We start from the raw sequence: 14,806 nt of genomic DNA, 5'->3' as shown, positions 1-14,806 counted from the left end.
CTCCCTACTCCCTACTCCCTACTCCCTACTCCCTACTCCCTACTCCCAGTCTTTCCAAAGCATTGCCCGACCCGATCGAAGCCCCGCCCTGTACGACAGGAGTAAAAACCGGCTGGGCTCAGCAAGATCTGCCCCACGCTCCTGATGCCATGCTCCCGATCGAACCGGGCGGTGAAGTGCTCCCCCTGTGATGCCATACCCATGGTTGCGGCAGCAAAAATTTCACCGCAACGTGACTTCCCGTTGACTGTCGCTTCTGCCACAAATCTGGGCAACCAGAACAAGGCCGGCGTCACCGGCGGGAATCGGAACGATCATGGCACCTCGACAACCTCTGCGGCTTGCGGCTTTTGCGCTGGCCTTCTCGGCGCTTGCCGGGACCGGGTTCGCCGAGGAATCGGGAACGACCCAGACCGACAAACCGCAGATTGACAGGCCCTTGGGCGTGGTCGAGCTGTTCACCAGCCAGGGCTGCAATTCCTGCCCGCCGGCGGACGCTTTCTTTGCCGAGCTGGCGGCCAAGGACAACGTCGTCGCGCTCGCCTACCACGTCAATTACTGGGACTATCTCGGCTGGCAGGACACGCTGAGCAGCAAGGACAATACCGACCGGCAATATGACTATATGCGCGCCTTCGGCACCCGCTCCGTCTACACGCCGCAAGCCGTCATCAATGGTCGCAGCCATGTCAACGGCGCCAGCCGCAAGGAGGTCGACGGCGCGCTTGCCCGCATGGAGAAATCCGGTGAAGGCATGCGGGTCAGCGTCAAGGTCAGCCGCACCAGCGATCGCGTCATGATCGATGCCGGCGACGCCGGTAGCGGCCCGAGCGACGCCCATGTCGTCATCGTCTATTTCGAACCACCGCAGACGGTGACCATCGCCAAGGGCGAGAACACCGGCCGCAGCATGACCTACTGGAACGCCGTCACCGGCATCCAGACCGCCGGCATGTGGCACGGCAAGGCGCAGCGCTACGAATTGCCGATGACCGAGATCGCCAAGAAAGGCGGCTGCGCCGTGCTGCTGCAATCGGTTGGCAAGGACGGCCTGCCGGGGCCAATTCTGGGCGCGGCGTTTATTCACAAGCCTTAAGAGGCTGGTCCATACCTTTTGATATCGGCGGGACAGCACCCCCCTCTGGCCTGCCGGCCATCTCCCCCGCAAGGAGGGAGATTGGCAGCTTCGCCACATCCGCCATCCTGTCCCACGTTTGAGATTGGCGAAAGCAAACGCGAAATCTGATCTCCACCCTTGCGGGGAGATGTCCGGCAGGACAGAGGGGGGTGTGAAGGATCACGACGACAAGTGTCTGGCGCCGCCCAACAAAAAAACCGACGTCAGCTTGCTTCTGACGTCGGTCATTTAGGCTTTGGGATCGTCGCACCCGGTCTCTCCCTGAGGAAAGTCCGAGGTTGGTTCGATCCGACGCAGACCCGTGGGCGGGGGGCTTGGGGTTTACGAGCCGGTGCCGGACCGAACCGTCTCAGGCAACGCCGGTAAATTCGTCGGACATTGGGGCATGAGCGCGGATAAAAAAGGGCGGAAATGTGGCGAGGCATCACCAATTCAAACACCGCGTTTTATAAAAGTGACTGGACGTTGCGAAAACAGCGCGGTCCCGGGATGGTTAGCCGGGCCTTGCAATTCCACGGCGAACACGCCAACTTCTGCAAGCGAGATTCATTTTCAAAGGGATCGCGGGATGACCGATCGCAGCGGTGGGACGGAGGATGGGGACGCATCCGCAATATTGATCCCGCTGCACGAGGCGCGACGCGAACGCCTCGACCAGCCGGTCCGTTTCGACCGGCGTGAGCTCGATGAGATCCTGAGGCTGTACGGACGCATGGTCGCCGCCAACGAATGGCGCGACTATGCCATCGATCATCTGTCTGATCGGGCTGTGTTTTCAGTCTTCCGCCGGGCCAGCGAAGTGCCGCTGTTCCAGATCGTCAAGGATCCGAAACTGGCGCGCCGGCAAGGCGCCTTCGCCGTCATCGCCGCCGGCGGCCGAATCCTCAAGCGCGGCCAGGAACTCGGTCGCGTGCTCAACGTCTTCGATGCTAAGCTGAAGATTGTCCAGGCCTAATTGAGAATTGGGGAATTGAAGAATTGAAGAATTGAAGAATTGAAAAAAGAGGATGTAACGGTCGAAATACCGCCGGGTTTGTTGCTATTCAAATCCTCAATTCTTCAGTTCTTCAACTCCTCAATTCCCGCTCCTCAGGCTCTCACGAAACTTCCGCTCCGGCAGCGAATGCGGATCGGGCGGGACCGTTGCGCCGCCATTCAGCGACAGCTGCATGAACACCGTGTCAAGCCAGCGCCCATGCTTGTAGCCGGAGCCTTCCAGGCGACCGGAATGGCGAAAGCCGAGCTTTTCATGCAGCCGCACCGAGGCGCTGTCTGCATGGCCGTCACCGATCACCGCGACGATCTGGCGAAAGCCCGCCATACGGCAGGCTTCAATCAGCGCCTGCATCAGCAGCAGCCCGACGCCCTGGCCCTTCGCATCAGGCGCGACATAGACGGAATCCTCTACGATGAAGCGGTAGGCCGGGCGCGGCCGGAACGCGCCGGCATAGGCGTAGCCGAGCAGCGCGCCATCTCGTTCCGCCACCAGATAGGGAAAGCCCCCCGCCGTCAGGCTGTCGAAGCGCCCACCCATCTCAGTGCGGCTGGGCGGCTCGAGCTCATAGCTCGCGGTGCCATGCGTCACGGCATCGCCGTAGATCTCGGTGATTCGGCCGAGGTCGCCTTCCAAGGCCGCGCGGATGGAAATAGTGCTCATGATTTATGCAGACGATTCATCTGCCTCCATGACAGCAAAGGCCGGCACAAAAGAAAAGGGCGGCCGTTGGCCGCCCTCTTGATATCAGCTGGTCCAGTTGCCTGATGGGAAGACCGCCTAGCGGCGATCGCCCATGAACTGCAGCAGGAACATGAACAGGTTGATGAAGTCGAGATATAGCCTCAACGCGCCCATGATCGCCTTGCGGCCGGCAACGTCGGCCTGATCGCCTTCGTAGTACATTTCCTTGATGGTCTGCGTGTCGTAGGCGGTGAGGCCGGCGAAGATCAACACGCCGATCGCCGAGATAGCGAAGCCGAGCGCCGACGACTGCAGGAAGATGTTGATCAGCATGGCGATCACAAGGCCGACCACGCCCATGACCAGGAACGAGCCGAAGGCCGAAAGGTCGCGCTTGGTCGTGTAGCCGTAGAGCGACAGCGCGCCGAAGGCGGCCGCCGTGGCAAAGAAGGTCTGAGTGATCGAGGCGCCGGTGTAGACCAGGAAGATGGTCGACAGCGACAGGCCGACCAGGCCCGAATAGACCCAGAAGGTGGTTTGCGCCGCGGCCACGCTCATCGACTGGATCCTGAACGACAGGAAGAAGACGGCGGCGAGCGGAGCCAGGATGACCACCCAGCGGAAGGCGCTGGCATAGATCAGCGTGCCGAAAGCGGTCAGCTGTCCGTCGCCGGTGACGGCGAGCTGGAAAGCGCCCCAGGCGGCGACGCCGGTGATGAGGAGGCCAAGCCCCATCAAATTGTAGACCTTGAGCATGTAAGTGCGCAGGCCTTGGTCGATGTCGGCGCGCGCGCCCGGCACGGCCGAAGTCTGGTAGTTGCGAATGGGCTCAGCCATTGGAATCCTCTGTTGCTTCTGCCCCGTACGGTGTCAGGCCCTTTCGAACCTGGGCGCCGCTGGCGGGGCTCCAGCATGCCTGTGGCGAAATATGATGGTTCTTGACGTCAAGAACAAGACCGTAACGGGCTGCAACCCTTGGTGAATCGCCGGGAGCCGGTTTTCTTGGGCTTCCATGACTGCACATTACCAAGATTTAATCGGAAACGGCAGATTCGGCCAACCTTGCCGTTTGGGGCCTAGAGGTCGCGCAGCACCGGCGCCGCCTTGTGGCCGAGCACCCGCCAGGTGCCGGCAAGGCCGATACCGACCGTGATCACCAGCGCAAACACCAAGGTCGCCACCGCCACCTCCGGCATAAAATGCGACGGCAGTGTCATGATGCGGGCAACGATGTACCAGGCGGAGATGCCGCCGGCAGCCAACGCGAACACCGCGGTGGCCAGGCCGATCAGCATGTATTCCAGCGAAAACGCCGTGATCAGCGTTCGCCTCGTGGCGCCCAGCGTCTTCAGCACCACGGCATCGTGGATGCGGGCGCGATTTCCCGCGGCGAGCGCGCCGGCCAGCACCAGCACCGAAGCGATCAGCGCCACGCCGGCCGCGGCCCGGATCGCCGTGCCGAGCTGGCCGACCAGCCGATTGACGACATCGAGCGCGTCCTTGACCCGAACTGTCGTCACCGCCGGGAAGGCGCGGGTGACGGCGTTCAGCAGGCGGGCATCCTCTGCTGCCGTGGCATCCTTTTCGGTCAGCGTCGCCAGCCAGCCATGCGGGGCGCCGGCAAAAGTGTTGGGCGAGAACACCATGACGAAGTTGATGCCCATCGTCTCCCATTGCACCTCTCGGAAATTGGCGATCCTGGCCGTCACATTGCGTCCGAGCACATTGACGGTGACGGTATCGCCAAGCTTCAGGCCGAGCGCCTTGCCTTCATCGTTGGAGAACGAAACCAGCGGTTCGCCGCTGTAATTCTCCGACCACCAGATGCCTTCGGTCAGTGTCGCATTGGCCGGCTGTTTGGCGTCGTAGGTCAGGCCGCGATCGCCGCGCAGCACCCATGCGCCTTCCGATGGCACATTGGCCTTGTCGACACTAACGCCGTTCAGCGCCATCACCCGGCCGCGCAGCATCGGCACCTTGACCAGCGTTCCCTTCGGCGCCTCTTTGCCGATCAATGTCGAGAAGGCATCGACCTCGCTATTCTGGATGCCGACGAAGAAGAAATTCGGCGCCCGTTCCGGCAGACTGCCGGAGATCTGCTGCCTGAGATTGCCGTCGATCAGCGCCAGCGTCACCAAAAGCGTCAGCCCGAGCCCGAGCGACAGCACGACGGACGGCGTCAGCGCGCCGGGCCGGTGGATGTTGCCGATGGCGAGCCGAAGCGCGACCGAGCGCACACGCGGGCTTTTGCGCGCCACCCACTGCACCAGCGCACCGACCAGGCGCAACACCAGAAAGGCAAAGATCGTCGCGCCGACGAAGATCAAGGCGATGCGCCGGTCGCCGGAAAACAGGATGGCCAAAGCCGCCAAAGCGAGCGCGATGCCGACCGCCGTGGCAAGATAGGGCAGGCGTGGAAAGCCGCGGCCCTCAAAACCCATTTCGCGAAACAGCGCGGTCGCCGGCACATCGCGGGCGCGGCCGAGCGGCAACAGCGCGAAGGCAAGCGTCACCAGCAGCCCGAACAGCGCGGCAAGAGCCAGCGCACCGGGATAGAAGCCGCCTTTAGCCGGCACCGGAATGACCGACTGGAGCGCAGCGCTGGCTGCAAACGGCATGGCGGCGCCGAGGATGAGGCCAAGCGCGATGCCGAGGCCGGCGATTATCAGGATTTGCACGAGATAGACGGTGAAGACGAAGCCGCCCGAGGCGCCAAGGCTCTTGAAGGTGGCGATGACGCCGCGCTTGCCGTCGAGGTAGGCGCGCACCGCATTGGCAACGCCGACGCCGCCGACCACCAGCGCCGTCAGCCCGACCAGCGTCAGGAATTGCGAGAAGCGCTCGATGTTGGCCGACAGCGCCGGCGCCGCATTGGAACGCGTGCGGATCGACCAGCCGGCTTCAGGGAAATCGCTCGCCGCCCGATCCTGGATGGTCTTGAGATCGGCCTCGCTGGCGCCGGCCGGCAGCCGAACCTTGTAGGCATTCTCGACCAGGCTGCCCGGCTGGATCAGGCCGGACGCGGCAAGCCCCGCGGTCGAGACCATCAGCCGCGGCGCGAAGCCGAAACCGTCCGACACCGCATCCGGTTCGCTCACCAGCCTGGCCCGCAATTCGAATGTCGCGCTGCCGACCTTCAGCCGGTCACCGATCTTCACATTCAGCCGGTCGAACAACAGGCCGGGCGCGGCGGCGCCAAAGACGCCTGATTTCTCGTCGAACAAATCCTTTCTGCCAAGCTGCGGCGCGGTCTCGATCGCGCCATAGAGCGGATAGGCGTCGTCGACGGCCTTGGCCTCGACCAGCGCCTGGTCGGAGCCGTCTTCCAGCCGCGCCATCGAGCGCATATTGGCGCTGTGCGACACAGTGCCGAGGCGGTCGAGGAAGGTGCTTTCGGCTGGCGTCGCATCGCGCTGGTTGAGCTGGAAGCGCAAGTCGCCGCCAAGCAGCGTCTGGCCCTGGTCGGCAACGCCTGCGGTGATCGCCTGCGCCACCGAATTGACCCCGCCGATTGCAGCGACGCCGAGCGCGATGCAGGCAAGGAAGATCAGGAAACCCGACAACCCGCCGCGCATCTCGCGCAGCGAGAAGCGGAACGCGAGCTTCAGCGTCTGCGACAGTGGCATCAGGCCGGCACCTTGACCTGCGCTACCGGCGCATCCTCGATGCGGCCCGAGCGCATCGACACCTGGCGCGAGCAGCGCGCCGCAAGGGCCGGATCGTGCGTGACCAGCACCAAGGTCATGCCGCGCTCGGCCGCCTTGGCGAACAAAAGGTCGGCAACCTGCCGCCCCGTCGCCTGGTCGAGATTGCCGGTCGGCTCGTCGGCGATGAGAATGCGCGGCGACGGCGCCAGCGCGCGGGCGATCGCCCCGCGCTGCTGTTCGCCGCCGGACAGCTCGCCCGGATAGTGGGTGACGCGATCGCTCAAGCCGACGGCCGCCAACTCCCGCGCGGCGACGCCGAACGGATCGGCATGGCCGGCCAGTTCCAGCGGCACCGCGACATTTTCGAGCGCCGTCATGTTGGGAATGAGATGGAAGGACTGGAAGACGATGCCAATGTTTCGGCCCCGAAACGAGGCGAGCTGGTCCTCGCTTTTGCCGTTCAGCAATTCGCCGGCAATGCGCACCGTGCCCGAATCGACCCGCTCCAGCCCGGCCAGCACCATCAGCAAGGTCGACTTGCCGGAACCCGAAGGGCCGACAACGCCGGTCGCCTCGCCGCGCGTCACGTCAAGGCTGACGCCTTTCAGCACATGCACAGACGAAGCCCCTTGGCCCAGGGTCAGGGATATGTCTTTAAGCGCGATGACGGCTTCTGTCACAATTAAAGCGTCCTATATCAGGATGAAGGCTCTGCTTGCCGGAAGCCGTCGCCGGAAGAATTCCTCGGGTATATGGGGGCTGCCACATGTCTTTCAAACGCTTGAATGCCGCAGGGCTCGTCCTTTTCGTCACCCTTTGCGGCGCCATTTCGTCTGTGCGCGCCGAGACGTTCACCATCGTCGGCTTCGGCGACAGCCTGATGGCCGGTTTCGGCCTCGGGCCTGGCGATGGCTTTACCGACAAATTGCAAGCTGCGCTGCGCGCCAAAGGCCATGACGTCACCGTCGCCAACGCCGGCGTTTCAGGCGACACCTCGAGCGGCGGCTTGGCGCGGCTTGACTGGTCGGTGCCGGATGGGACAAGGCTGGTTATCCTCGAACTCGGCGCCAACGACATGCTGCGCGGCGTCTCGCCCAGCATTACGGAAAAGAACCTGGACGACATGCTGGCGAAGCTGAAAGCGCGCAAGATCGCGGTGCTTTTGGCCGGCATGCGCGCCGCTCCCAATCTCGGCGCCGACTACCAGAACGCCTTCGATGCGATCTACCCAAAGCTGGCCGCGAAATACGATGTGCCGCTCTATCCGTTTTTTCTCGATGGCGTCGCCGGGCAGTCCGGCCTGCAGTTGGAGGATGGCCTGCATCCCAATCCGAAGGGCATCGCAGCGATGGTCGAGCGCATCATGCCCGCCGTGGAGAAGGCGATTGCGGCAGTTGAGGGTGGCGGTTGAACGCCGGCCTGACGAGAATAACGCGGCGTTCGCCTCGCGCGAACTTTGAAACAAAAGACCGGGCTGCCGATGACCCGAGTCATCCATGCTGCGCTCGAAGAGCATATGCAGCATCTGGGTAATGCAAGCGCCGAAGCGGCACGGCAAGTGCTTATTCATCGCTTGGAGGCGCCTGTTCGTAAAAATGCCTGCAACCAACAAACCACTTGCCCCGTTTGACTATCGATGATTCGCTAGGGGCACAGTTCGATTCGAGGAAGGGAGGCTCACCATGCCGCGTCTTTTCACCGCCCTCGAAATACCCCGTGACGCCGCTCTTTCGCTGTCCCTGCTCAGGGGCGGCCTGCCCGGAGCCCGCTGGATCGATGTCGAAAACTACCATCTGACGCTGCGCTTCATCGGCGACGTCGAAGGCCATATCGCCGACGAAATCGCCAACGCGCTCGACCGGGTGCACCGCCCATCCTTCTCGCTCACCCTGTCCGGAGTTGGCGCTTTCGGCCAGAAGAAGCCGCACGCCGTCTGGGCCGGCGTCTTCGCCTCGCCCGACCTTTCGGCGCTGCAGAGCGAAATCGACCGCATCTGCCAGCGGCTCGGCCTGCCCGCCGACCCGCGCAAGTTCACCCCGCATGTTACGCTGGCACGCTTGCGCAATTCGAGCCCGCTCGACGTCGCGCAGTACCTGTCGGCGCGCGGCAATTTTTCGACGCTGCCGTTTCGCGTCGGCCGCTTCGTGCTGATGTCGTCGCGCGATTCGGTCGGCGGCGGTCCCTACATTGTCGAGGAGGCGTGGCCGCTCTCCGGCGTCGACGCCCGCGCCACCAATCTCGTCGCCAGCGCCTCCGACGCTTCGCGGATCATGCGGTAGACCGAAGCGAACGCTTCGGCCCCGTTATAATAGGGATCCGGCACGTCGCGGGTTTTGCCCTGCGCAAACTCTGCCAAGAGATGAATACGTTCGCGGGCACCGGCCGGCGCCAACGCCTTGAGGTCGCGGACATTTTGCCGATCCATGCCGAGGATCAGGTCGAAGCGCGAAAAATCCCCCGGCCTGACCTTGCGTGCCCGCTGCCCTGATATGTCGAGGCCGTGGCGGGCCGCAATCGCGATCGAGCGCGGGTCGGGCGCTTCGCCGAGGTTCCAGCCGCCGGTCGCCGCAGAGTCCAGCACGATGTCGTCCAGCACCATGTCGCGGCCGCGTTCCGCCAGCACGGCGCGAACACGCCTTCGGCCAGGGGTGAGCGGCAGATGTTGCCGAGGCAGACGAAGAGTATGGAATTTATCGGCTTTACGCTCATTCGATATGCGCCGTTCGTGCATTTGGAAGCCCAAAACGCAAAGGACTTTTGGGCGACTTGCATTATGGTGAGGGTCGATATCTGGGATAGCACGGGAAATCATCATGACGAGAGAGAAACTCAGCAAGGACGCCATCGCCGGCGCACTGGCCGAACTGGCCGGCTGGTCGCAGGCAGCCGATGGCGCCTCCATCAAGCGCAGCTTCGACTTCAAGAATTTTTCCGAAGCCTTCGCCTTCATGACCCGCGTCGCGCTGGCCGCCGAGAAGATGGACCATCATCCCGACTGGTCGAACGTCTACAAGACTGTCGACGTGACGCTCAACACCCATGATGCCGGTGGTGTCACTGCGCTCGACATCGCGCTGGCCAAGAAGATGAATGGGTATGCTGGCGGCTGAACGCTGGGGCGGCAACGCCAAATCGGCGCCATCCTCTTGCAGTGGACCGGGACTTTCACCACATTTTCCGTGGCGGCCGCGCGCAACGCGTAGCGCGACGGCCGGCAAGGAGAGGATTGATGGCGCAGCAGCCCGGTTTTGATTTCTTCGGCTTCGGCAGCAAGCTCGGCGACGAGAGTGAAGTGCGCGCCAAATTCTGGCGCACGGCCAAGAAGGCCGCCCGGCAGATTCCGTTCATGGAAGAGGTCGTCGCCGGCTATTATTGCGCGCTCGACAGGAAGACGCCTTTGCGTGCCAAGGGCATATTGCTGGCAGCGCTTGGCTATTTCGTGCTGCCGGTCGACGTCATACCCGATTTCGTCTTCGGCCTCGGCTTCACCGACGACATCGCCGTGCTGACCGCCGCGATCTCCACGGTAAGCGCCCATATCACCCCTGCGCACCGCAAGGCCGCCAAGGCGGCGATCGCCGACAAGAGCTGAATCGGCGTCGCGTTGGCAACTGGGTTCAGAAGAAATCCTCCGCTCAAACAGGACGATAGCGGCTTGGCTTCGGGTTCCGCTGCGGCCGTTGGAAAAGTCAAACTCTTGCCGCTTTCGTGGCCTCCAAGTCGCCGCAGGGACATTGCGAAAGCCGTTTTTTCAAGAAGCGGCGCGGAAATGGCGGTGGTTTCCATGGGTGAATGTCCTTTTCCGAGGGAAATTCACCGTTTGGTAACCCAGATTAAATCAAAATGAAGCGACGGGCAGGACGCCAAGCCGGCCTGCCACGCACCATTTGGAATACGGGAAAAGCGATGCGCGGATTGATTGCACTATTCTCGAGCCTGGTCCTGGTGGCTTTTGCCGCGCCGGCGCTGGCGCAGCAGGCGACCAAGATCGGCCAGCACAATGCCTGGGGCACCTACAGCTACCAGGCGCAGGGCGGCAAGGTCTGCTATGTGCTCACCGTGCCGACCGACAAGCAGCCGCCGACGCTCGATCACGGCGACATGTTCTTCTTCGTCAGCCAGCGGCCGGGCCAGCAAGTGTCCTACGAGCCGCAATTCATCGCCGGCTACACATTCCAGGAAGGCTCCAAGGCCACCGTCACCATCGACAAGAAGACGTTCTCGATGTTCACCCGCGGCAAGTCGGCCTGGGTCGAGAACGCCGCCGAAGAGCCGGTGCTGATCGCCGCCATGAAGACCGGCACCGACATGAAGGTCTCGGCGAAGTCTGGCCGCGGCAATCCGACGACCTATGTGTTTTCGCTGAAAGGCATCTCGGCCGCGCTGACGTCGATCGCCAAGTGCAAGTAGGCTAGCGCGGTTCCCGCCGCATGACTCTCGCCGCAACCTGTGCTATGCGCCGCGCTTCTTTTCGGCACGACGGATGAAATCGGCCGCAATTCGCTTATATTGGCGCTGATATGACCCTTTCCTTCGATCTCACCACTGAGGGCGCACGCGACGCGTTGCGCGCTCGCGCCACGCCCGAGAAGCCGTCGCTGATCGGCCTGACCCGGGCCGAGCTCGGTGAAGCCCTTGTCAGTGCCGGCATCGTGCCCGAGCGCCAGGCGAAAATGCGCGCCCAGCAGCTCTGGCACTGGATGTATGTGCGCGGCGTCTCCGATTTTGCCGGCATGTTCAACATCTCCAAGGATCTGCGCGCCGAACTCGACAAGCATTTTACCGTCGCCCGGCCCGAAATCGTCGAGGAGCAGATTTCCTCCGACGGCACGCGCAAGTGGCTGTTCCGCTTTCCGCCGCGCGGTGCCGGCCGTCCGGTCGAGATCGAGACCGTCTACATTCCCGAAGAAGGCCGCGGCACGCTCTGCATCTCCTCGCAGGTCGGCTGCACGCTGACCTGTTCGTTCTGCCACACCGGCACACAGAAGCTGGTGCGCAATTTGACGGCGGAAGAGATCCTGGCGCAATTGCTCACCGCCCGCGACCGGCTGGGTGACTTCCCCGACCGCGACACACCCGACGGCGCCATCGTCCCGGCCGAGGGCCGCAAAGTTTCCAACGTCGTCATGATGGGCATGGGCGAGCCGCTCTACAATTTTGAAGCCGTGAAGAAGGCGCTGCTGATCGCCTCCGACGGTGATGGGCTTTCGCTGTCGAAGCGCCGCATCACGCTGTCGACCTCCGGCGTCGTGCCCGAGATCTTCCGCGCCGGCGAGGAGATCGGCGTCATGCTGGCGATCTCGCTGCACGCCACCAATGACGATTTGCGCGACCTGCTTGTGCCGATCAACAAGAAGTATCCGCTGAAGGAACTAATCGAGGCCTGCCGCGCCTACCCGGGCCTGTCCAACGCCAGGCGCATCACCTTCGAATATGTGATGCTGAAGGACGTCAACGATTCCATCGAGGACGCCAAGGGGCTGATCAAGCTGCTGAAGGGCATTCCGGCCAAGATCAATCTGATCCCGTTCAACCCGTGGCCGGGCACCAACTACCAGTGCTCGGACTGGGAAACGATCGAGAAATTCGCCGACTACATCAACAATGCCGGCTATGCCTCGCCGATCCGCACGCCGCGCGGCCGCGACATCCTGGCCGCCTGCGGCCAGCTCAAATCCGAATCCGAACGCATGCGCAAGGTCGACCGCCTGGCGCTGGAAGCCATGATGATTGCGGGGCATGGCGAGGCGTGAGCCGCCTCTTCGCCTATATCCTCCGTTTCGCTGTCATCCTGTTCGGCTATGTCGTCGCCTCATTGGCGGCGAGCGCCTTTCTCAACGTGCTGTTCATGGCTTCCGTCGGTTATAAGCCGGACGATGCGCACCCGATGATGGCCACGGCGCTCTATTTTTCGATTCCGTTCGTGGCGCTGTTTGTCGCCTATTTCGCTTTCATACCGGCGGTGGTCGCAATCCTGATCTCCGAGGTCCTCAGCCGCCGCGACTGGCTGTTCTATGCACTCGCGGGCGGCGTCGTGGCCGCGGCCTTCCTCGGCTTCGTTCATCAGAACGTGGATTTCGACGTCACGAAACCGCACGCCATCGCCGCGGTGATCGGCTGCGGCATGGTCGGCGGCATCTTCTACTGGCTAAGCGCCGGCCGCTGGGCCGGAAGCTGGTGGCAGGCCGCTACTTCGCCTGAGCGGTCAGGATCTTGAGCGCGAAGGCCGAAAACACACCGGCAAAGAGATAGTCTACCACCCGCGTCACCCGCGGGCTGGCCTTCATCGCCGCCGAAAACCTTTCCGCGGCAAAAACCATCGGCGCCGTCACCGGGATCGACAGCACGATGAACATGAGGCCGAGGAAGAACAGTTTTCCCGGCGCGTTCGGATCGTGAGCCGAGACGAACTGCGGCAGAAACGTCATGAAGAACAGGATGATCTTCGGGTTGAGCAGGTTGACGCCGAGTCCGGCGGCCCAGCTGCGGAACAGCGAAATCTGTGGGCCATTCTTCTTCTGCGGTGAAAACGCCGAGCCCTTGGTGATCGCCTGCCAGGCCAGGAACACCAGATAGGCGGCGCCGAAGATTTTCAGCACCAGGAAGGCCATCGGCGAGGCGACGATCAGCGCCGAGATGCCGACCGCCACCAAAGTTGTATGGATCAGCGTGCCGAACAGAGCACCCGCCAGCGAGGCAAAGCCGGCGGCGCGGCCCTGGCTCAGTGTGCGCGAGACGAACAGCGTCATATCCGGTCCTGGCGTGATCGCCAGGATCATGGTGGCGATGGCGAACTGGATCAGCGTTGTGGTGTCGGGAATGAAGGACATCGGTGGCCCCTGGCGAATGATCGTCGGTCTATAACGCAGCCTCCCCGCTCACGCCAGCAACTGGCTGGCGTGGCATCTGGTCCAGTGGCTGCGGCAGCCGGAGCCGTTCATCCCTTGCGCTGGCCGGAAATGCCGTGATACCTCGCCCGCGAAACTCATCGCGCGGAACCGCCAAAATGTCCCCAGCAATGCCCAAGACAAAAGACGTCAAGAAGGTCGTGCTCGCCTATTCCGGCGGTCTCGACACCTCCATCATCCTGAAATGGCTGCAGACCGAGCTCGGCGCCGAAGTCGTCACCTTCACCGCCGATCTCGGCCAGGGCGGCGAGCTGGAGCCCGCGCGCAAGAAGGCCGAGATGATGGGCATCAAGGATATCCGCGTCGTCGATGTCCGCGAGGAATTCGTCGCCGACTTCGTCTTCCCGATGTTTCGCGCCAACGCCGTCTATGAAGGCACCTACCTGCTCGGCACCTCGATCGCCCGCCCGTTGATTTCCAAGCACCTGGTCGAGATCGCCCAGGAGGTCGGCGCCGATGCCATTGCGCACGGCGCCACCGGCAAGGGCAACGACCAGGTGCGTTTCGAGCTGTCGGCCTATGCGCTGAATCCCGACATCAAGGTCATCGCGCCGTGGCGCGACTGGTCGTTCAAGTCGCGCACCGACCTGATCAACTTCGCCGAGCAGCACCAGATCCCGGTGGCCAAGGACAAGCGGGGGGAGGCGCCGTTCTCGGTCGACGCCAACCTTCTGCACTCCTCTTCCGAGGGCAAGGTGCTGGAAGACCCGTGGAGCGAGCCGCCGGAATTCGTCCATCAGCGCACCGTCTCGCCGATGGAGGCGCCGGACAAGGTCACCGAGATCGAGATCGAATTTTTGAAGGGCGATCCGATTGCACTGAACGGCAAGAAGCTGTCGCCGGCCGCCATGCTGACGGCGCTTAACGATCTTGGCCGCGACAATGGCATCGGCCGGCTCGATCTGGTCGAGAACCGCTTCGTCGGCATGAAATCGCGCGGCGTCTACGAGACCCCCGGCGGCACCATCCTGATCGTCGCCCACCGCGCCATCGAATCGATCACGCTCGACCGCGGCGCCGGCCACCTCAAGGACGAGTTCATGCCGCGCTACGCCGAGCTGATCTACAACGGCTTCTGGTTCTCGCCCGAGCGGCTGATGCTCCAGGCGATGATCGACAAGAGCCAGGAAGACGTCGAAGGCACGGTGCGCCTGAAACTCTACAAGGGCAATGTCATGGTCACCGGCCGCAAATCCAAGAAGACGCTCTATTCCGACGCGCTGGTCACCTTCGAGGATGACCGCGGCGCCTACGACCAGAAGGACGCCGCCGGCTTCATCCGCCTCAATGCGCTGCGGCTGAGGACGCTGGCGGCAAGGAGCCGCAAGGGTGAACCAAACTAGTGTTCCAGGAAAACCCGGCGGTCACGCAGGGTTTTTATTTGGTACCTCTAATATAAGAGGCCAAGCTGGCTGACATGGTTTCCGTTTGACCT

15 protein-coding genes and 1 pseudogene are annotated in these 14,806 nt (G+C 63.0%); 10 read left to right on the top strand and 6 right to left on the bottom strand.

Translation table 11 applies throughout. The features are described 5' to 3' along the window. Nucleotides 1-316 precede the first annotated feature (316 nt). Both NKH35_RS15215 and NKH35_RS15210 read left to right on the top strand, forming a co-directional pair. Nucleotides 317-1,096, top strand: a complete 780-nt coding sequence (locus NKH35_RS15215) for a DUF1223 domain-containing protein (RefSeq protein ID WP_023671730.1) — start codon at nucleotides 317-319, stop codon at nucleotides 1,094-1,096. Nucleotides 1,097-1,706: 610 nt separating this feature from the next. Beyond that, on the top strand, nucleotides 1,707-2,093 hold the full coding sequence (locus NKH35_RS15210) for a DUF2794 domain-containing protein (RefSeq protein WP_023683844.1): 387 nt from the start codon (nucleotides 1,707-1,709) through the stop codon (nucleotides 2,091-2,093). A 120-nt stretch (nucleotides 2,094-2,213) separates the two neighbouring features. Here the strand turns inward: NKH35_RS15210 and NKH35_RS15205 are convergent, their stop codons facing one another. The 4 genes from NKH35_RS15205 to NKH35_RS15190 all read right to left on the bottom strand — a co-directional run bounded on the left by NKH35_RS15205 (nucleotide 2,214) and on the right by NKH35_RS15190 (nucleotide 7,143). Next, nucleotides 2,214-2,795: a GNAT family N-acetyltransferase gene (locus NKH35_RS15205; protein ID WP_023698867.1), complete on the bottom strand. Its 582-nt coding sequence runs from the start codon at nucleotides 2,793-2,795 to the stop codon at nucleotides 2,214-2,216. Between the two features lie 117 nt (nucleotides 2,796-2,912). Continuing rightward, complete coding sequence (locus NKH35_RS15200) at nucleotides 2,913-3,653, bottom strand: Bax inhibitor-1/YccA family protein (RefSeq protein ID WP_023671726.1); 741 nt, start codon at nucleotides 3,651-3,653, stop codon at nucleotides 2,913-2,915. Nucleotides 3,654-3,892: 239 nt separating this feature from the next. Continuing rightward, nucleotides 3,893-6,442 (bottom strand): ABC transporter permease, encoded by a 2,550-nt coding sequence (locus NKH35_RS15195; RefSeq protein WP_352915176.1) that lies wholly within the window; start codon nucleotides 6,440-6,442, stop codon nucleotides 3,893-3,895. Next, a complete protein-coding gene (locus NKH35_RS15190) occupies nucleotides 6,442-7,143 on the bottom strand; it encodes an ABC transporter ATP-binding protein (RefSeq protein WP_352915174.1) in 702 nt (233 codons plus the stop codon). Before NKH35_RS15190 ends, NKH35_RS15195 begins: the two co-directional genes overlap by 1 nt. An 86-nt stretch (nucleotides 7,144-7,229) precedes the next feature. Here NKH35_RS15190 and NKH35_RS15185 point away from each other — a divergent pair, with 86 nt between their 5' ends. Together NKH35_RS15185 and thpR are read left to right on the top strand one after the other, a co-directional pair. Then, nucleotides 7,230-7,874: an arylesterase gene (locus NKH35_RS15185; RefSeq protein WP_023702600.1), complete on the top strand. Its 645-nt coding sequence runs from the start codon at nucleotides 7,230-7,232 to the stop codon at nucleotides 7,872-7,874. 271 nt (nucleotides 7,875-8,145) lie between these two features. Next, nucleotides 8,146-8,742 (top strand): RNA 2',3'-cyclic phosphodiesterase, encoded by a 597-nt coding sequence (gene thpR / locus NKH35_RS15180; protein WP_023755649.1) that lies wholly within the window; start codon nucleotides 8,146-8,148, stop codon nucleotides 8,740-8,742. Here the strand turns inward: thpR and NKH35_RS15175 are convergent. Continuing rightward, nucleotides 8,646-9,172, bottom strand: a pseudogene (locus tag NKH35_RS15175) (low molecular weight protein-tyrosine-phosphatase). The gene thpR and the pseudogene NKH35_RS15175 sit on opposite strands and share 97 nt — an antisense overlap. A 104-nt stretch (nucleotides 9,173-9,276) precedes the next feature. On the opposite strand from NKH35_RS15175, the gene NKH35_RS15170 reads away from it, so the two are divergent. From NKH35_RS15170 to NKH35_RS15150, 5 genes are all read left to right on the top strand, one after another. Continuing rightward, nucleotides 9,277-9,573, top strand: a complete 297-nt coding sequence (locus tag NKH35_RS15170) for a 4a-hydroxytetrahydrobiopterin dehydratase (protein ID WP_023738023.1) — start codon at nucleotides 9,277-9,279, stop codon at nucleotides 9,571-9,573. Nucleotides 9,574-9,692: 119 nt separating this feature from the next. Further along, nucleotides 9,693-10,055 (top strand): YkvA family protein, encoded by a 363-nt coding sequence (locus tag NKH35_RS15165; protein WP_023738024.1) that lies wholly within the window; start codon nucleotides 9,693-9,695, stop codon nucleotides 10,053-10,055. 314 nt (nucleotides 10,056-10,369) lie between these two features. Then, complete coding sequence (locus tag NKH35_RS15160; RefSeq protein WP_023755650.1) at nucleotides 10,370-10,873, top strand: invasion associated locus B family protein; 504 nt, start codon at nucleotides 10,370-10,372, stop codon at nucleotides 10,871-10,873. A 110-nt stretch (nucleotides 10,874-10,983) separates the two neighbouring features. Beyond that, entirely contained in the window at nucleotides 10,984-12,216 is a 1,233-nt protein-coding gene (gene rlmN, locus NKH35_RS15155; RefSeq protein WP_023755651.1) for a dual-specificity RNA methyltransferase RlmN, read from the top strand. Then, nucleotides 12,213-12,680 carry a hypothetical protein gene (locus NKH35_RS15150; protein WP_023730266.1) on the top strand — a complete coding sequence of 156 codons (468 nt, stop codon included), beginning with the start codon at nucleotides 12,213-12,215 and terminating at the stop codon, nucleotides 12,678-12,680. Before rlmN ends, NKH35_RS15150 begins: the two co-directional genes overlap by 4 nt. On the opposite strand, the gene NKH35_RS15145 is transcribed toward NKH35_RS15150, so the two are convergent. Beyond that, nucleotides 12,652-13,293: a LysE family translocator gene (locus NKH35_RS15145; protein WP_023730267.1), complete on the bottom strand. Its 642-nt coding sequence runs from the start codon at nucleotides 13,291-13,293 to the stop codon at nucleotides 12,652-12,654. The genes NKH35_RS15150 and NKH35_RS15145 overlap by 29 nt on opposite strands. 188 nt (nucleotides 13,294-13,481) lie before the next feature. On the opposite strand from NKH35_RS15145, the gene NKH35_RS15140 reads away from it, so the two are divergent. Next, the gene (locus NKH35_RS15140) at nucleotides 13,482-14,714 is read left to right on the top strand and encodes an argininosuccinate synthase (protein ID WP_023698861.1); all 1,233 of its coding nucleotides are present in this window, start codon (nucleotides 13,482-13,484) and stop codon (nucleotides 14,712-14,714) included. Nucleotides 14,715-14,806 lie beyond the last annotated feature (92 nt).

Source organism: Mesorhizobium sp. M1143 (assembly GCF_040318435.1).
Classification (GTDB): domain Bacteria; phylum Pseudomonadota; class Alphaproteobacteria; order Rhizobiales; family Rhizobiaceae; genus Mesorhizobium.
Note: the sequence above shows the minus strand (reverse complement) of the source record. Positions and strands in the feature narration are given on the sequence as shown.